This window comes from Litoreibacter sp. (assembly GCF_058136045.1).
On the sequence record NZ_JBYVDD010000004.1, the window covers coordinates 22,556 to 38,114 of the forward strand.

At 56.4% G+C, this 15,559-nt stretch carries 19 protein-coding genes, 1 tRNA gene and 1 pseudogene; 15 read left to right on the forward strand and 6 right to left on the reverse strand.

The genetic code is table 11. The features are described 5' to 3' along the window. The first annotated feature begins 14 nt into the window (after positions 1-14). Genes AC3Y7R_RS05430 through AC3Y7R_RS05450 form a run of 5 tightly spaced genes read left to right on the forward strand, consistent with a single transcriptional unit; the run spans position 15 to position 2,935 of the window. Positions 15-545 (forward strand): hypothetical protein, encoded by a 531-nt coding sequence (locus tag AC3Y7R_RS05430; protein WP_490041008.1) that lies wholly within the window; start codon positions 15-17, stop codon positions 543-545. Beyond that, the gene (locus tag AC3Y7R_RS05435; RefSeq protein ID WP_490041009.1) at positions 545-919 is read left to right on the forward strand and encodes a hypothetical protein; all 375 of its coding nucleotides are present in this window, start codon (positions 545-547) and stop codon (positions 917-919) included. The genes AC3Y7R_RS05430 and AC3Y7R_RS05435 overlap by 1 nt, the downstream gene beginning before the upstream one ends. After that, positions 916-1,224: a hypothetical protein gene (locus AC3Y7R_RS05440; RefSeq protein ID WP_490041010.1), complete on the forward strand. Its 309-nt coding sequence runs from the start codon at positions 916-918 to the stop codon at positions 1,222-1,224. The genes AC3Y7R_RS05435 and AC3Y7R_RS05440 overlap by 4 nt, the downstream gene beginning before the upstream one ends. Then, the gene (locus AC3Y7R_RS05445; RefSeq protein ID WP_490041011.1) at positions 1,221-2,693 is read left to right on the forward strand and encodes a type IV secretory system conjugative DNA transfer family protein; all 1,473 of its coding nucleotides are present in this window, start codon (positions 1,221-1,223) and stop codon (positions 2,691-2,693) included. Before AC3Y7R_RS05440 ends, AC3Y7R_RS05445 begins: the two co-directional genes overlap by 4 nt. Then, entirely contained in the window at positions 2,690-2,935 is a 246-nt protein-coding gene (locus AC3Y7R_RS05450) for a hypothetical protein (RefSeq protein ID WP_490041012.1), read from the forward strand. The genes AC3Y7R_RS05445 and AC3Y7R_RS05450 overlap by 4 nt, the downstream gene beginning before the upstream one ends. A gap of 8 nt (positions 2,936-2,943) precedes the next feature. Here the strand turns inward: AC3Y7R_RS05450 and AC3Y7R_RS05455 are convergent, their stop codons facing one another. Beyond that, on the reverse strand, positions 2,944-3,210 hold the full coding sequence (locus tag AC3Y7R_RS05455) for a hypothetical protein (RefSeq protein WP_490041013.1): 267 nt from the start codon (positions 3,208-3,210) through the stop codon (positions 2,944-2,946). Between the two features lie 60 nt (positions 3,211-3,270). Here AC3Y7R_RS05455 and AC3Y7R_RS05460 point away from each other — a divergent pair, with 60 nt between their 5' ends. The 5 genes and pseudogenes from AC3Y7R_RS05460 to AC3Y7R_RS05480 form a co-directional block, all read left to right on the forward strand. Next, entirely contained in the window at positions 3,271-3,732 is a 462-nt protein-coding gene (locus AC3Y7R_RS05460; RefSeq protein ID WP_490041014.1) for a hypothetical protein, read from the forward strand. After that, positions 3,729-4,217, forward strand: coding sequence for a hypothetical protein (locus AC3Y7R_RS05465; protein WP_490041015.1), 489 nt, complete (start codon positions 3,729-3,731; stop codon positions 4,215-4,217). Before AC3Y7R_RS05460 ends, AC3Y7R_RS05465 begins: the two co-directional genes overlap by 4 nt. 33 nt (positions 4,218-4,250) lie before the next feature. Further along, complete coding sequence (locus AC3Y7R_RS05470) at positions 4,251-4,946, forward strand: hypothetical protein (protein ID WP_490041016.1); 696 nt, start codon at positions 4,251-4,253, stop codon at positions 4,944-4,946. Between the two features lie 109 nt (positions 4,947-5,055). After that, the gene (locus AC3Y7R_RS05475; protein WP_490041017.1) at positions 5,056-5,394 is read left to right on the forward strand and encodes a hypothetical protein; all 339 of its coding nucleotides are present in this window, start codon (positions 5,056-5,058) and stop codon (positions 5,392-5,394) included. Further along, positions 5,391-6,413: pseudogene (locus AC3Y7R_RS05480) on the forward strand (recombinase family protein); the annotation flags it as partial. The gene AC3Y7R_RS05475 and the pseudogene AC3Y7R_RS05480, both read left to right, overlap by 4 nt. 506 nt (positions 6,414-6,919) lie before the next feature. On the opposite strand, the gene AC3Y7R_RS05485 reads toward AC3Y7R_RS05480, so the two are convergent. Continuing rightward, positions 6,920-6,995: transfer RNA gene (locus AC3Y7R_RS05485), tRNA-Thr, on the reverse strand. Between the two features lie 160 nt (positions 6,996-7,155). Between AC3Y7R_RS05485 and AC3Y7R_RS05490 the strand changes: the two genes are divergently transcribed. After that, positions 7,156-8,028: a hypothetical protein gene (locus tag AC3Y7R_RS05490; protein WP_490041018.1), complete on the forward strand. Its 873-nt coding sequence runs from the start codon at positions 7,156-7,158 to the stop codon at positions 8,026-8,028. Positions 8,029-8,031: 3 nt separating this feature from the next. On the opposite strand, the gene AC3Y7R_RS05495 is transcribed toward AC3Y7R_RS05490, so the two are convergent. Beyond that, positions 8,032-8,289, reverse strand: a complete 258-nt coding sequence (locus AC3Y7R_RS05495; RefSeq protein ID WP_490041019.1) for a DUF2312 domain-containing protein — start codon at positions 8,287-8,289, stop codon at positions 8,032-8,034. A gap of 132 nt (positions 8,290-8,421) precedes the next feature. Here AC3Y7R_RS05495 and AC3Y7R_RS05500 point away from each other — a divergent pair, with 132 nt between their 5' ends. Continuing rightward, on the forward strand, positions 8,422-8,637 hold the full coding sequence (locus AC3Y7R_RS05500; RefSeq protein WP_490041020.1) for a hypothetical protein: 216 nt from the start codon (positions 8,422-8,424) through the stop codon (positions 8,635-8,637). A gap of 3 nt (positions 8,638-8,640) precedes the next feature. Here AC3Y7R_RS05500 and AC3Y7R_RS05505 read toward each other — a convergent pair whose 3' ends face one another. Further along, positions 8,641-9,390 carry an SDR family NAD(P)-dependent oxidoreductase gene (locus AC3Y7R_RS05505; protein WP_490041021.1) on the reverse strand — a complete coding sequence of 250 codons (750 nt, stop codon included), beginning with the start codon at positions 9,388-9,390 and terminating at the stop codon, positions 8,641-8,643. Between the two features lie 76 nt (positions 9,391-9,466). Here AC3Y7R_RS05505 and AC3Y7R_RS05510 point away from each other — a divergent pair, with 76 nt between their 5' ends. Continuing rightward, positions 9,467-10,363 (forward strand): NAD(P)-dependent oxidoreductase, encoded by an 897-nt coding sequence (locus tag AC3Y7R_RS05510; protein ID WP_490041022.1) that lies wholly within the window; start codon positions 9,467-9,469, stop codon positions 10,361-10,363. 1 nt (position 10,364) lies between these two features. On the opposite strand, the gene AC3Y7R_RS05515 is transcribed toward AC3Y7R_RS05510, so the two are convergent. Next, positions 10,365-12,476: a 3-hydroxyacyl-CoA dehydrogenase NAD-binding domain-containing protein gene (locus AC3Y7R_RS05515; RefSeq protein WP_490041023.1), complete on the reverse strand. Its 2,112-nt coding sequence runs from the start codon at positions 12,474-12,476 to the stop codon at positions 10,365-10,367. After that, positions 12,473-13,519, reverse strand: a complete 1,047-nt coding sequence (locus AC3Y7R_RS05520) for a phosphotransferase family protein (RefSeq protein ID WP_490041024.1) — start codon at positions 13,517-13,519, stop codon at positions 12,473-12,475. Before AC3Y7R_RS05520 ends, AC3Y7R_RS05515 begins: the two co-directional genes overlap by 4 nt. A gap of 81 nt (positions 13,520-13,600) precedes the next feature. Here AC3Y7R_RS05520 and AC3Y7R_RS05525 point away from each other — a divergent pair, with 81 nt between their 5' ends. After that, positions 13,601-14,821 carry an acyl-CoA dehydrogenase family protein gene (locus AC3Y7R_RS05525; RefSeq protein ID WP_490041025.1) on the forward strand — a complete coding sequence of 407 codons (1,221 nt, stop codon included), beginning with the start codon at positions 13,601-13,603 and terminating at the stop codon, positions 14,819-14,821. Then, positions 14,822-15,529 carry a dienelactone hydrolase family protein gene (locus AC3Y7R_RS05530; RefSeq protein ID WP_490041026.1) on the forward strand — a complete coding sequence of 236 codons (708 nt, stop codon included), beginning with the start codon at positions 14,822-14,824 and terminating at the stop codon, positions 15,527-15,529. Positions 15,530-15,559: the final 30 nt, after the last annotated feature.

A 15,559-nucleotide genomic window follows, 5' to 3' on the forward strand; every position in this document is an offset into this window, starting at 1 on the left:
AAGGAGATATCGAAATGTTTGAACTCAATTCGCTTCCAATTCCTGGCGGCGTTATCATCGCAGGGATAACCAGCGCAGCCCTATTCGGGTTCGCGTTGGGGCCTCTTGTTGCTGATCGCACAATCAACAAATCTGGATGGCATCACACCTGTGTGACTGATCTGCAGGAGAGAACGACGGCAGCGTTGCCGTCCAACGCCCCAACACCGTCTATAAATTGCAGCGAGATGATGGGTCTATTCGGCCAAGATGCAAATCAACTGTGTGATCTAGGTGGCAACGCCTTCTTTCTAATGCTTATGCTTGATCCATTGGCAGGACAGAAAGAACAGGTTCGGCGTCAGGCCACTGCACGTTTGTCACGTATCGCAGAATTGGCCCCATCGCGCTGCTCATGTGCCTCATCCGTGGTTGCATCTGAGCGATTGAGTTGGGGGCTATATGCCGGTTCTGCGCGGATTGTTGGTGGTCCAAACGACCTAAAGGCTGAACTGACTGCAGCTTTACATTCCCCAACCTGCGCACGTCTTGGGGAGGTTGAATAATGATCTTCAGCAAAATCGAAATCAACAACGGTGTCTTGCATACATCTAACGACAGTTATGCCTTAACCTCGAACACGACATTTTCCGCACCTCGCCCGTTTAGGGCGGCGGGAATTGTTACGGCCACGATGATCGTTGCGTTTGGCATCGCCTTCGCTGATTTATTATACTGGCACGAAAGCCTTACCGTAGCGATAAGCGCTGCTGCTTGTTTCGTAGTTGGAAACACCATTTCACATTTGCTAATTGTGAACAGTGATCTTCGGGGCTCTGATCTGTCAGTAGCGGCTTGGGGGACTTACCATCATTTGAACCGCGTCCGTCGCGAGCTTGCCAACTCAGTGCAACGCAAAGCTGATGAGGTGTCTTCATGATCGACAAGGCACCAGGATGGAAAGATATCTTACGGATCAATGTGCGGTTTATGGGGGCCGTCTTGGCATTTGCCTATGGATGGGCCTGTTGGCAAGGAGCATCAAAGGAATGGTATGGCTTCTGGCTTATTGGTGGCTTGTCCATGCTGGGCGGCGGGATGGGTTTTTTGGGCGCGTGTTTTGAGCTGATCGGCGCATTCAGGCGGTTCCGCCAACTCAAGGCCTTTGGCAAGGAAAGCGTTGAGGCGCGTGCAGATCGCGCGCCGGATCATGATGATCTGAAAAGCCGGGGGATGACACGGTGAACCGTTCTTTCCGCAGAAGTCTGGATGCCGTTGCGCGCAAGATGAAGGTTGCGCAAAAGGAAGAGCTGCCAGAAACCGACCCCCAAGGACAGCGGTTGATTGGCCTCACCGAAGATACCCATCAGCCGCTTTGGGCACCCAAAGGCCATTCAACGCTGCTGAGTGCTGCTGGAGGCGGCAAAACCACTTCGGGCGCAATGCCTTGGCTTTATTCTTTGATATCGTCAAACCCGCGCAAAGCTGCGCTGGTGATGGACAGTAAAGACGGGGAATTGGCCGCGCAATCCGCTCAGATGATTGCGGACATGGGGCTGCCGGTTGCTGTCATCGACGACATGGGCGTGTTTCCTAAAGATTACCCCCACCGCGTTTCTTTGAACGCGGTGGGGGCCGTTGTCTCAACATTCAAAGATGCTCCAGAAGATTTGATCTTCGCAAATGAGATGGTCACTCATGCTCTGATTGAAGAGCCTGAGAAGGACCAACGCAACCGGTACTGGCGATCTTGGCCGCGAATTCTGATTGAGTTTGCCGTCTATGTGCTTTTGAAACGCAATATCGCGCTGGCCACGCCGGGCGGTGTTTGGTCGCTTTTGAGCAATCCCGAAATGCTTCGCAAATTCGCTGTCATTGAAGCCAGTGAAGGCGAAGGCATGTTGCAGGTTTTGGCGCGCAATGTCCTCGGTATGGTTGGTCATGAACATTGGCCTCAGCATTTAGAAGCCGCTCAGGAAGCGCTCCGCATCTTCGCGATTGGCTCGCGCCTTCACCATGCAGGTGCTGGGGCCAGCAAAACACATTATGACCTGATCAAGGAAGGCACGATCATCTTCTTGGTGGGTCCACAGGCCTATATGAACCGGCTTGGCGCTTATTATGCGTTGCATATCATGTGCTTAACCCATGCGCTTTATCGTGATGCAGGGCCGCTGACGTTCATAAATGATGAATTTTCCAATGCCCCACTTCGCCCTTTTGTAGAGGCCTTGACGACGCTCAGATCGTATGGTGGCGAAGCCCACAATATTGCCCAGAGCCGCTCGGAAATAGAGCGCAAAATGGGCAAGCTGGAAATGCAGACACTGGAAGAAAATTCCATTGTCAAACAATGGTTTGGCTTCTCGGGATTCAGCGAGGCGCGCTTAGTGAGCGAAATGATGGGGGAGCAACACGCGATCTCATCAACGCTTGGCGCGGATACAGAAACGCTGCGCCTACAAACCAACCTATCGCTGATCAAACAACGCTGGATGTCTCCTGCGGAACTCATGGCGATGCGCGACGATCAACAATTGATCCACGTGAAAGGGCTTGGTTTCTTCCTCGCCCGAAAGATCGGCATGCAAAACATTGAGCCCTATTGCCACTGGATTGCACCGAACCCGCAGGAGGGCGGCACGCTGACGCCTGACCCTTTGATCCGGCTTTCAACCCCAAATTCTAGCAATTCCAAAGGAGAGAACTCATGAAAATAGTGGCACTGTTTCTCTGGCTCGCGTTACCGATGGCGGGCTATGCAACCTTCGCACTCTATGGGCTTCCCCATATCCCCTGGAGCTACACCTTCAGAGACAATGGCGACCAATATAACCCGTTTGCTGATCGGTATTATCTGAGCTGCACGTTCACAGGATGGTACGGCACATTCACGGTAAGCGCCAAAGGCGGGCGTTGCGGTTGGTACCATTTTTTCAAGGCTTCAGATGAATGAAAGGCCATTTATTGAATCGTTGTCGGAAATCTGGCGATGCTGGGCGTATAAATGCGGTCCTTCAGATCAAACGCAACCCGCAACTCCATCACGGCAAAACCTTTGAGCCCGCTGAGGATTAAACCAGCCCCCACCTTTCCGCTCGCAATCAGCCCGTCGCAATGATCTCGGCCCTGCAAAGTAAGGTGGTAAGGCGCAATCGCGTCCCAAAATGCAATGTAGTCCAAGGGCTCTAACCACTCTTCAACATCCTGAATATCTTCAAAAATAACCATGTGAAGAGTTTAGCAAATAGCCCGATCACAAAGCAAATTTACGCAACGCTGAGGTCAACCATGACGATTGATACAGATATCGAACTACAAAAAACCTTCCATGAAGTCGTGATGAAATATGCGCAGGATACTCTTAAAACGGGCGGTGACTGGGCCAAAGCTGATCAAATCATCAAGCGCGGGACCAAGGAACGCGATCAATTAAGAACTGAATATGATGCCAGCTATAACAAACGCATAAAAGATGAGCGCCAACGTTTGCGGGCAGGATCAGACAAGCCCTCGTTTGAACATCCCACTCCAAACGGCGTGATCTTCAATAAAGATGCCGCAATAACCAAACAAGCGGAGCTCAATGTTAAAAACACCCATCAGGGTGATCTGCAACGTTCCCGTGACGGTCAGCAACATCAGATAGAACAGTTGATGGTGAAGGCCCAATCTCAAGGCCACCAAAGAGGCAAAGCGCGTGATGCATTCAGCCAAGCCGTTGAGCGCAGCACACCGGAGCGCCGCCGATGAAAACGACTGAGAAACAAGGTGATCTGCTGCAAAATCTTGGGCCAGAAGTGGATGTTCAATATTGGCAAAAGAAAGCCGATGATATCACCCGGCTTGCCGATTGGGAAAAACTACAAGACATCAACACGCGCTTTGAGCGCGAGATAAAAACTCAGAACCGCAAGTATGACCGCGATTTTGAGCAACGCTATGACATGGCCTGTCGCCACATTGCCGGTCTGCGCGGTGAGAAATTTGATAAACTGCAACGTCGCAAAACTGAGCGCGCGCAGCATTTGACTAAGTTCATCCAAAATTCAGCCATGCGCGATGTCGAGGCGGATCACCAGCGCCGCCTAGGTGTCTTGCGAGAGCGCTATGCAACGGAACTGCGTGATTTGGTTGAAACCGCCCGCGCCCGCGAGGCCGGTCCAAATGACCCACAGAAATTATTGACCGATGGACGCGACAATCCTGACCGCCCGGTTTTTATCCGAGGCCGATAAATCATTTGGCTTAGATCAAACCCGCCAGTGCACGTGCCATCAGATAATCAATCGGATGCGCCAAAATTGCCAACTAAGGCAGCAACTATGACGAACTTAAATTTAACCAAGGAGACGAGAATGACCAACAACGATCAAACCAAACAAATTGATGCCCGTAACAGCTTTACCGGCAAGAACTTAACCGCCAGCCAATTTGATGAAAGCTGGGCAATTGCGGGTGTACTGGAACGGGAAATCCGCAAAACAGGATCGTTTCGTGAGAAACTAACAGATTACTCCCATGCGTTTTCTCGCTCGGAGAAGTTCGACCAGCTTAGAGATGAAACCATCCTGCGCGATATGTTCAAATCTCGCTTTGGCACTACTATGAATCAAATGCGTGAAAGCTTTATGGATCGCGAGAAGCTCATGGCCGACAGCAACCACGAAGGGGCACTTGCCCAAGCGCGCACGGTTAAAGACCTGATCAAAGATGGCGAGACGATGCCCTTCTATCGCGCGTATGATCGGGCTGCTGTTGAAATGGCGCAAAAGCATAGCATCACTGAAACAGGGGCCAAAACCCTGATGAAAGATGCGTTTGCGCGCGCAGAGGGCCGCGAGTTTTATGTCGCCAGCAAGGAAGTTGAAAAAGAATACCACGAGCCAGTGCGCCAAGCTGAGCGGGCCGAACGGGAGCCCAATCAAGCACAATCGAAAAAGCGCGCACCCGCCCGGCATATATAAACCCAACAAATAGCTTGCGCGAAAAGAGATAAAAGCTCAAAGTGTTCCGCTTATGTTCTCATTATTGAGAATGCAACAGAGGAGACACGACAAGAACGAAAGGCCCAATATGTTAGAGGATACCCAGAGCAGACAAATGCCTCAATCAGAAAATACCAAAAGCACACCAGCCATACATTTTGACTGGCGAGATTGGGAACATTTCCTTGAAGAGGCCGAAGGTTCGGTTGAGGAAAAACGCGAACTCATTGAGACTGTGCAAAAGATTGTGCTGTGTTTTGTGGATGCAGGCTTTGCACTCAATCCTTCGCAACAAATCTGTGGAGAAGATATTGACCTGACGGCAATCTTGATGCGCGATGTGGTAAAATCAAAGGATCAATCCAAACCTGCATTTAATGCCGCTTGCGTTCAAGTGGGTAAAACTGCACAAGGAGGCCGTTCATGAGCACTGAAATACCAAGCAGCCTAAAGAAGGCCGTGATTTATTGCCGTGTGTCCTCCAAATCGCAGGAGAACGAAGGTCACGGTTTGGAAAGCCAGGAAACCCGTTGCCGTGAATATGCTGCTTTAAAGGGTTATGACGTAGAGGCCGCTTTCCCAGATACCATCACCGGTGGCGGTGATTTTATGAAACGCCCCGGCATGGTGGCCTTGCTGTCTTACCTGGATGCACAACCACATGAGAATTACGTCGTTATCTTTGACGATCTCAAGCGCTTGGCCCGTGATACCCGCTTCCATCTTGATCTGCGCGACGCCTTCCATCGGCGAGGCGCGCGGATCGAGTGCCTAAACTTCAAATTTGAAGATACGCCAGAAGGTGAGTTCATCGAAACGATCATGGCAGCCCAGGGCGCGCTTGAACGCAAGCAGAACGGACGCCAAGTTGCCCAAAAAATGAAAGCGCGCATGCAGGGCGGGTATTGGATACACCGTGCTCCCAGCGGTTACAAATACGTCACCATCAGAGGGCGTGGTAAGCTTCTTATGCCTGATGAGCCACTCGCTGGTATCATCCGCGAGGCCTATGAGGGATACGCCATGGGGCGTTTCCAGACGCAAGCTGAGGTGAAGCGATATTTTGAATCGCAGCCGGATTTCCCGAGAAATAACAAAGGCACCATTACCCATGAACGGGTGACGGAAACGCTCTCCAATCCGCTTTATACTGGGTTCATCTGCAGCAAAAGTTACGGGATTGATTGGCTGGAAGGTCAGCACGAAGGCCTGATCTCTCTTGAAACCTTTGACAAGGTTCAGGCGCGCCGACAGGCGGTCGCAAAGGCACCCGCGCGCAAGAATACAGGCAAAGACTTCGCCCTGCGTGGCATTGTTACCTGTGGCGAGTGCAATGTGCCCCTGCGCAGTTCTTGGTCAAAAGGCAGAAGCCAAAGCTATGCTTACTATCTTTGCCAGACCAAGACTTGCGACAGCTACGGCAAATCCATTGCGCGCGACAAAATTGAAGGTGAAGTCGGCGAGATCATCAAAACTCTGCAGCCCAAGGAAAACCTTATGGCACTGACCAAGGCGATGTTTGCCCAATTCTGGGAGCAACGTGAGGTGCAAGCCAAAGATGCTTTGAAAACCTATGATCGCCAAGTTCTAGCCGCTGACAAGCAGATCGAGGCCCTGTTAGGCCGCATCATGGATTCGACCAATGAAACAGTGGTCCGTACCTATGAAAACAAGATTGGTGAACTTGAGCGCAATAAACTTATTTTACGCGAAAAAAAGGCAAAACAAGCCATTCCAAAAGGAACCATGACCGAAAAACTAGAACCGGCCCTTCAATTCCTCGCAAATCCTTGGAAACTATGGGAAAGTGGTAACGTAACACTACGTCGCTTAGTGCTGAAACTGGCCTTCGCAGAGCGTATCCAATACCACCGAAATCAGGGTGCTAGAACCCCTGAATTATCCTTACCATTCATGATGTTAAGGGGTAGTTTGACTACTGAAGTAAGTAATGGTGCCCCCACACGGACTCGAACCGCGGACCTACTGATTACAAATCAGTTGCTCTACCAGCTGAGCTATAGGGGCATTACGCGGCTTATAAGACCATCTCGCACAGCTTCGCAAGGCCGCAAATACAACAATTGCACCGATGTTACCGTGCCAATGTGCTTTCGTGTTTGCCTGAGGCAGAATGGCCCGATAAACAAAGGGGAAACATCGCATAATGACCTAAGGCTAGGCTCTCATGGAAATCGCCCTACACATCGGCGCGCACAGCACGGACGAAGATAACCTTCTGAAATGTATCTATAAAAATCGTGACGCCCTTGCAGCTTACGGCACCATCATCCCGGAGCCTTCGCGCTATCGCCCTGCAATTCGTGAAACCATGCAGGCTTTGGTGGGTGACATTGCGCCGCTAGAGACTCAAGAGGCCTTGCTCGACAGCATCATTGATGAGGATAACGCCCACCGGGTCATTCTAAGTCACGAGAGTTTTCTATGTGTTGCCGGTCGCTCTGTCGGCAATGATAAGCTCTACCCAACCGCCAGTTTAAAGTCCGCCCGCCTGCGTAACCTATTCTCACGCCAGGAGGTTCGTTTTTGCGTTGCCCTTCGCAATCCGGCCACCTTCATTCCCGCCGCCTTTGAGCGCGCCAAGGACCCCAATTTTGACAACTTCCTCGATGGCTCTGACCCGATGGGCCTGCGCTGGTCGGACATGATCACCCGTATGCGAACCATGGTTCCCGACGCGCCCATCACCGTTTGGTGCAACGAGGATACGCCGATGATGTGGCCGCATATTTTACAGACCATAGCGCAGCCGCCCGAAGGCTTTGTCTTTGACGGGGTGAACGACTTTCTCGGCACCATTATGGGGCGTGGCGGGTTGACCCGCCTAGAGAGCTACCTGAAAGCCCATCCGCCACAAAATGAGAGCCAGCGCCAACGCATTGTGGCCGCTTTCCTCGACAAGTTTGCGGGCGATGCCATGGAGCAGGAAATTGACCTGCCGGGCTGGACCGAACCCTATATCGAGCAAATGTCGGAGTTGTACGAGCGGGATCTGGAACTGTTGGACGCCATGCCTGGCGTCACCTTCCTGACCCCGTAAGCCCTACATCCCAAGCGCGTCTTTGTACAACTCAAGCACCGCTTCTTCTTCCGAAATGTCTTGCGGGTCGCGCTTGCGCAGTGCCATAATCTTGCGCAAAACTTTGGTGTCGTAGCCGCGCCCTTTGGCCTCGTCCATCACCTCTTTTTGGGCCTCGGCGATATCTTTCTTCTCTTGATCAAGGCGCTCGTAGCGCTCGACAAACTGGCGCAATTCATCTGCGGTGACGCGGTAAGTGCTATCGGTGACGGTGTCGGACATGGGCTGTTTCCTTGGCGCTAAAGAGGGTCAGACCCACGGGATACTAAGACCCGCGCGCGCGTTCAAGGTGCAAACGGTTGCGCGATAGCACCGTGTGCGGTAGGCCGTGGCCAAAGCTTGCGGAGATACCAGATGTCCAACCTAATCCCCCTCGGGGCCATCATCACCCTCATGGGGTTATTCGGCCTGATTTGGTGCATCATAAAAGTCGCCCGCGCCCGCAAGCAGGGCCTCAATGACGAGGAGCTACACGCAGTGATCAAAACCACTGTTGGCTTGAACCTTGGTGCATTCTTTCTGTCCGCAATCGGGCTGATGATGGTCGTATTCGGGATCATCTTGGCCTAGAGCCTAGATCGAGCCGGCATCCACCATATAATTACTGGCCGTGCACAGTGCCGCGTCATCTGATGCCAAAAACACCACCATCCGCGCCACATAAACCGGATCAATCAGGTCAGGCAAACACTGGCTTTGGCGGTGGTTTTCCAAGGCCTCGGGCGTGGCCCATAACTCTTTTTGGCGCTCGGTCATGATCCAGCCGGGCACCACCGTGTTGACCCGAATGCGGTGCTGTCCCAAGTCGCGCGCCATGGTGCGGGTCAGCCCGTGCACCGCCGCTTTCGCCGTCGCATAGGCTGGAAAATTGCCCACTGCCTCCCACCAGGAATTCGAGCCAAGGTTAATAATTGACCCGCCTCCGGCCTTGATCATACCCGGCGCAACCGCTTGCATGGCGAAAAACATATGGCGCAAATTGGTGTCCATACGCTCGTCCCAATACTCTGGCGTCACTTCGCGCCAGTCGTGGCGGTCATCGCGCGCGGCATTGTTCACCAAGACTTCAAACGCCCCTTGCTCTGCGGCCAGCCCTGCTATCGCGGCTTGCGTCGCCTCAATATCGCGCAGGTCGCAAAGCGCGTGTTTTGCCCCCGTCGCCTTGGACAAGGCAGCGCTCGCCTCCGCATCGCGGTCAAGGAACGCCACCTTGGCCCCCTGCCCCACAAAGGCTTTGACCGTCAGCGCGCCGATCCCCGACGCCCCGCCGCTGATCAGAACGCTTTTGCCGCTCAGGCTTGGGTATGTTGCAAATTTTGACATCTGGGTCTCCTCATAAAAGGCTGGTTGCGCGCACGCACAGTCCCCGCCACACTCCGCCGCAAATGGAGGAAATGCAATGAGCAAAGATATCATCGGTTTCATCGGCGTGGGCCTCATGGGGCACGGCATGGCGCGCAACATTTTGGCTGCGGGCTACCCGCTCAGCACCATCGTCCACAAAAGCCGCGCGGCGGTCGAGGATTTGGTCGAGAATGGGGCCTCCGAGGTCTCTCACCTGACGGATATCGCCCGCGCCTGCACCATCATCCACATCTGCGCGCCCGGCTCGCCTCAGGTCGAGGCCATCCTCCACGAGATGCTCCCCGCCATGACCAAGGGCACCGTCGTGATCGACTGCTCGACTTCGGACCCCGGCTCCACCATCAAACTGGCACAACTCCTTGAAACCAAAGGATGCCATATGGTTGATGCACCCTTGGGTGGCACCCCGGTACAAGCCGAGGCGGGCCAGCTGGCGACCATGGTTGGCGCGACGCCAGAGGTCTTCGCGCAGGTGCTCCCGGTCCTCAAGGCTTGGGCCGGTGGCAGCATCGTTCACATGGGTGCCGTCGGCAAAGGCCACCAGATGAAACTGCTCAATAACTTCATCGCCATGGGCTACGCCGCGATGTATTCCGAGGCCCTCGCCCTGTCGGAAAAATCCGGCATCAGCACCGCGCAATTCGACAGCGTTATTCGTGGCTCGCGGATGGATTGCGGCTTCTATCAGACCTTCATGGGCTACGCTTTGGAAGGCAATCCCGAGGCCCATAAATTCACCCTCACCAATGCGCTCAAAGACATGCGCTACCTGTCCTCCATGGCCGATGGCGCGGGGGTGGCGAACCCGATGGGCAGCGCCGTCAAGAACAGCTTTGCGATGGCGGTGAACACTGGCGGCGATGGCGCGCAAGACTACGTGCCGCATCTGGTGGACTACGTGGCCCGCGCCAATGCGGTGACTAAAAGCTAAATCAAACGGCGTTCAGACTGGCGAATTTCTGGCGTTCGCGCGCCAACATGCTCAGCACTGGCGCCGCCGCCCACAGCTTCGGTTCCTCGCGCGCCAGCACCGACAATCGCGAGGCGATGATCGACGGCGTGGTCATATCCGCGTCCAGCATCGGGCCACCGCGCGCGCGCGGGTAGCCAAATCCATGCACCATAACAGCGTCGATATCGCTTGGCCGCGCCGCGACCCCTTCGCCAATCAAACGCGCGCCCGCGTTAACGATTGCCAGCAAAATACGGTCACGAATATCGCGGTCCGTAAACTTGCGCGGCGTGATCCCCAACTCTGCCCGGTGCGCGGCAATCAGTTTCAGCACGTCGCCATTTGGCACACCTTGGCGCTGGCCCTCGGCGTAAATATAGTAACCTCGCCCTGATTTCTGCCCCAGCCAGCCTTGCTCCACCATTTTGTCGGCAATGGCCACATAGCGGCTCTCAGGGTCGCGCGGTTTTGCGCGGCGCCGGGCATAGCCTATGTCCAGCCCCGACATATCCGCCACTTGGTACGGACCCAACGCAAAGCCAAACGCACGCATCGCCCCGTCAATCTGCGCCGGTGTCGCGCCGTCTTCCAGCATGATATCTGCCGCGCGGCGGTAGGTTTCAAGAATGGCGTTGCCGATGAAGCCTTCGCCAAATCCCGCTGCCACACGCGCCCGCACCGCGACCTTACCCAAGGCCCGCGCAAAGCCATGCGCCGTCATAACCGCCTGATCCGAGACCGCATCATGGACGCCCACCTCCACCAACCTGTTGGCTTGTGCGGGCGCAAAGAAATGCAGCCCCACAACGTCTTGCGGCCTGCCTGTGGCCTCGGCCAAAGCGGCCAAATCCAAGTAGGATGTATTGCTCGCGATCACCGCGCCCGCCTTGGCTAATGCGCCGATCTCGGCCAAAACGCGGGTCTTCAACTCCAAGTCTTCGGCCACCGCCTCGATCACCAAATCCGCCTCTGCCAGCGCGTCCAACTTGGTGGTCAGCTGCAAATGGGTCAGCGCCGCAGCGCCTTGCGCCTCGGATAGGCGACCCTTGGAGACCGCGCGCTCGTAATGCGCGCCGATCCGCTCTAGCGCCGCGCTCACCCCGGCTTCGCCTTGCTCAATCAGTGTCACGACAAAGCCGTGTTGCAATGCGGCAATGGCGATGCCCGAGCCCATCAACCCGCCGCCCACAATGGCCACACGGTCGATTTGGGCCGCTTTGACCTCGGCTGCTTCAGGGAATTTCCCCGCCGCGCGTTCGGCAACGAATGCGTGCCGCAGCCCGGCACTGACCCGCGACGAGACGCATTCCTCAAACGCTGCGCGCTCCATCTCAAGGCCGGTTTCCATCGGCAGCAACAATGCCGCCTCGACGCAATCCACAATTTTCAACGGTGCAAGCGCGCCTGTCCCCTGCTCTAACTTCACCTGCGCTCGTCGCGCGGTGATGCTGGCCATGTAAGCCACCCCATCGCTCAATTGATCACGGCGCGCAGAGGTCGGCCGCGGGGCCTGCAAGCTGCGCGCGAAGGCCACCGCCTCGGCGCGCAAATCATTGCCCGTCACCCGGTCCACCAGCCCCATTTCGGCGGCGATCCCCGCACTTACAGGCGTGCCGGCCAGCATCATATCCAGCGACAATTCTGCCCCCACAAGGCGCGGCAAGCGTTGCGTGCCGCCCGCGCCGGGCAAAATCCCAAGGGTGATTTCCGGCAACCCCATGCGCGCGTCGGTTGCGGCAATGCGGTAATGCGCGGCCATGGCCAGCTCTAATCCGCCCCCCAACGCAGTGCCGTGCAACGCTGCCACCACGGGCTTGTCCGAGGCCTCGATCAACGTGCACAATAGCCCCAGCGACGGCTCTTGCGGCTCCATATCAAACTCGCGAATATCCGCGCCTGCGGGGAATGTCCGCCCGTTGGCCGCAATCACCACCGCATCGGTTTTGTCGTTGGCCAGCGCCGCATTCAACGCCGCCGCAATCCCGCGCCGCACCGCAGCACCAAGGGCGTTCACCGGTGGGTTTTCAATCACAATAAGCGCGATATTGCCTTGGCGCTCCAGCCGAACGGGGTGTTTTTTTGCCTGTTTCATAGGGCTTTTTCGCTTGCTTCTTGGGCTATGTCCACAGCCTGATTAATCAATATCGGAATGGCCGCGTGATATTTCTGCGCGGCCTCGGGGTTGGAGGCATTTCCCCCTTTTGCGCGCGCCACCACGCCTTGCAATATCGCGGTCAAGCGGAAGTAGCTGAACACCAAATAAAACGCCCAATTGTCCGGCTCTGCGATGGCGCGCGCCGCGCAATAGTGCCCGATGTATTCTTGCTCGGATAGCACCCCCAATGCAGCGCGATCCAGTCCGCCCAAACCACGCATCCCCCCCTCATGAGGCAGGCGCAACTGCATGCATTGATACGCCAAATCCGCCATGGGATGGCCCAGCGTTGCCAGTTCCCAATCCAGCAGCGCCACGATTTGCGGGCCGCTTTGGGCAAATATCATGTTGTCCAGCCGGTAGTCGCCATGCACCAGCGTCACCTGCCCGTCGTCCTCTGGCAGGTGCAACCCCAGCCATTCCATGATCCCGGTCATGCCCCGATCCGGCACCTCGACCGAGGCCAGATATTGCCGCGACCAGCGGTCAATCTGGCGCGCAAAATAATTGCCCGGCTTGCCAAAATCGCCCAAACCAACGGCCACCACATCAACATCATGCAGCGCGGCCAGCCCCTCGGCCATCGCCTCATAATAGCCACCGCGCTGCGCTGCTTCCAATTCTGGCAGGCTGGGGTCCCAAAATATGCGACCTTCCTTGTGCTCCATAATGAAAAAAGCGCGCCCCAACGGCGACACCTCATCGGGGGCCAAATAGATCATCTCGGGCACCGCCACCGGCGTGTCAGACAGTGCTGCCATCACGCGAAACTCTCGCTCCACTAAATGCGCCGAGCGCAGCAACACCCCCGCGGGCTTGGCGCGCAGGACGAAAACTCCAGCTTCACATGTCATCTTATAGGTCGGGTTCGACTGACCCGTGCTAAACTTGTCAAGCTTGCGCACGGCCCCCAATTCAGGCGCTTGCTCCGCCAGAAATGGCCGCAAGCTGGCAATCAATAAATCCGTGGTCCCGCTCATAAGTTAACATTACCTCGCTTTGCACAATTGACAAGCGCCGCCCGCGCGCAGACCCTCGTCCAAAATCCAGAAAGGCACGTCATGGACCTAGGCATCAGCGCAAAATTGACCCCTATCCGCACCGCAGTCACCACAATGGTGCGTGATGATATTGCACCACTAGACGCAGAGTACTTCACCCAAGTTGAGGTCGGCAATCGCTGGAGCTTCACCCCGCGCCAAAGCGAAATCGTCGAGGGCCTAAAGACACAAGCCAAGTCGCGCGGGCTTTGGAACCTGTGGTCGCCCGTCGCCGGGCACGCCCTGTCCACCGTCGAATACGCCTATCTGGCCGAGGAAATGGGCAAAGCCCACCTCGCGCCTGAAACCTTCAACTGCAACGCGCCCGACACTGGCAACATGGAAGTGTTCGAGAAATACGGCTCTGACGCGATGAAACAGCAATGGCTGGAGCCGCTGCTTGCGGGCGACATCCGCTCCGCCTATCTGATGACCGAGCCGGACGTTGCCTCCTCTGACGCCACGAATATTGCGCTGTCTTGCGTGCGCGACGGCGATGATTACATCCTGAACGGCGAGAAATGGTGGGCAACGGGCGCAGGTGATCCGCGCTGCAAAGTCTACATCGTGATGGTGCGCACCGCGCCTGACGGCCCGAAACACCAACAACATTCGATGGTCGTGCTGGACGCCAAAACCCCCGGTATCGAAACCCTGCGCGCCATGCAGGTTTATGGCGACGACGAGGCCCCGCACGGCCATATGCACATCCGCTTTACGAACGTGCGCGTGCCCGCAAGCGCCATGTTGCTGGGCGAAGGTCGCGGCTTCGAGATCGCCCAAGGCCGTCTCGGGCCGGGTCGCATCCACCATTGCATGCGCGCCATCGGCATGGCCGAGAAAGCGTTGGAACTGATGGCCCGACGCGCCCTGTCTCGCGAGGCTTTTGGCAAGAAACTGGCCCAGCTCGGCGGCAATTTCGACTATATCGCCAATGCCCGTATGCAGATCGAGCAGGCCCGCCTGTTGTGTCTGAAAGCCGCGTGGATGATGGATCAGGGCGATGCGCGCGCCGCCGCTCCGTGGATCAGCCAGATCAAGGTCGAGGCCCCGCGCATCGCCCTCGAGATCACCGATCAAGCCGTGCAAATGTTTGGGGCCTGCGGGATTTCCCAAGACACTCCGCTGGCGCGTCAATGGGCGCATCTGCGCACCCTGCGCCTTGCGGACGGTCCCGACGCGGTGCATCGCCGCCAAGTTGCACGCGCCGAGTTGCGCAAATACACGCAGGAGAAAATCTAGATGACTGAACAGCGCTACATGGCAGGCGACACCGAATGCATTGGCTATGTCGCACAGCCGACACATCAGGGCCCACACCCCGTGGTCATGGTCGCACCCGCGTTTGGCGGGTTGGATAATTTCACCCGCAGCAAGGCCGACTGGCTGGCCAGTTTGGGCTACATCGGCTTCGCGCTGGACTACTACGGTGAGGGTCGCACTGCGCGCGACGAGGCCGAGGCGCGCGACATGATGCATGTGCTCCAAGCCGATCGCGCGACGCTGTTGGTGCGCATGCAAGCCGCGCTGGAGACCGCACGCACCCTGCCCATGGCCGACGCCACCCGCATCGCCGCCATGGGCTTTTGTTTCGGCGGTAAATCCGTGCTGGATCTGGCGCGCTCCGGGGCCAAACTGGCGGGTGTCGCGCCTTTCCACGGGGTCTATGACGCGCCGCCCTCCGGCTGCCAAAAGATGAACACCTCGGTCTTGGTCCTGCACGGCTGGGACGACCCGCTGGCCACGCCCGCACAAACCGTAGCCCTGACCGAAGAGCTGTCGCAACACTGCGACGACTGGCAATTGCTGGCCTTCGGGCACACCGGCCACGCCTTCACCAACCCAAACGCACAAGACCCCGCGCGCGGCATGCAATTCGCCGCCATCTCCGACAGCCGCGCCTTTGACGCCCTACAACGCTTCCTCGCCGAGCGCTTCAAAGCCCCCTAGACGCAAACCCCGCCCCGCAGTATTTGGACA

What these genes read in the sequence shown, in the direction of transcription:
- AC3Y7R_RS05510 (WP_490041022.1), top strand. Translation starts at nt 9,467, where the DNA reads ATGAGCAAAGATATCATCGGTTTCATCGGCGTGGGCCTCATGGGGCAC.
- AC3Y7R_RS05450 (WP_490041012.1), top strand. Translation starts at nt 2,690, where the DNA reads ATGAAAATAGTGGCACTGTTTCTCTGGCTCGCGTTACCGATGGCGGGC.
- AC3Y7R_RS05460 (WP_490041014.1), top strand. Translation starts at nt 3,271, where the DNA reads ATGACGATTGATACAGATATCGAACTACAAAAAACCTTCCATGAAGTC.
- AC3Y7R_RS05515 (WP_490041023.1), bottom strand. Translation starts at nt 12,476, where the DNA reads ATGAAACAGGCAAAAAAACACCCCGTTCGGCTGGAGCGCCAAGGCAAT.
- AC3Y7R_RS05530 (WP_490041026.1), top strand. Translation starts at nt 14,822, where the DNA reads ATGACTGAACAGCGCTACATGGCAGGCGACACCGAATGCATTGGCTAT.
- AC3Y7R_RS05525 (WP_490041025.1), top strand. Translation starts at nt 13,601, where the DNA reads ATGGACCTAGGCATCAGCGCAAAATTGACCCCTATCCGCACCGCAGTC.
- AC3Y7R_RS05430 (WP_490041008.1), top strand. Translation starts at nt 15, where the DNA reads ATGTTTGAACTCAATTCGCTTCCAATTCCTGGCGGCGTTATCATCGCA.
- AC3Y7R_RS05495 (WP_490041019.1), bottom strand. Translation starts at nt 8,289, where the DNA reads ATGTCCGACACCGTCACCGATAGCACTTACCGCGTCACCGCAGATGAA.
- AC3Y7R_RS05505 (WP_490041021.1), bottom strand. Translation starts at nt 9,390, where the DNA reads ATGTCAAAATTTGCAACATACCCAAGCCTGAGCGGCAAAAGCGTTCTG.
- AC3Y7R_RS05440 (WP_490041010.1), top strand. Translation starts at nt 916, where the DNA reads ATGATCGACAAGGCACCAGGATGGAAAGATATCTTACGGATCAATGTG.
- AC3Y7R_RS05520 (WP_490041024.1), bottom strand. Translation starts at nt 13,519, where the DNA reads ATGAGCGGGACCACGGATTTATTGATTGCCAGCTTGCGGCCATTTCTG.
- AC3Y7R_RS05435 (WP_490041009.1), top strand. Translation starts at nt 545, where the DNA reads ATGATCTTCAGCAAAATCGAAATCAACAACGGTGTCTTGCATACATCT.
- AC3Y7R_RS05475 (WP_490041017.1), top strand. Translation starts at nt 5,056, where the DNA reads ATGTTAGAGGATACCCAGAGCAGACAAATGCCTCAATCAGAAAATACC.
- AC3Y7R_RS05490 (WP_490041018.1), top strand. Translation starts at nt 7,156, where the DNA reads ATGGAAATCGCCCTACACATCGGCGCGCACAGCACGGACGAAGATAAC.
- AC3Y7R_RS05465 (WP_490041015.1), top strand. Translation starts at nt 3,729, where the DNA reads ATGAAAACGACTGAGAAACAAGGTGATCTGCTGCAAAATCTTGGGCCA.
- AC3Y7R_RS05500 (WP_490041020.1), top strand. Translation starts at nt 8,422, where the DNA reads ATGTCCAACCTAATCCCCCTCGGGGCCATCATCACCCTCATGGGGTTA.
- AC3Y7R_RS05455 (WP_490041013.1), bottom strand. Translation starts at nt 3,210, where the DNA reads ATGGTTATTTTTGAAGATATTCAGGATGTTGAAGAGTGGTTAGAGCCC.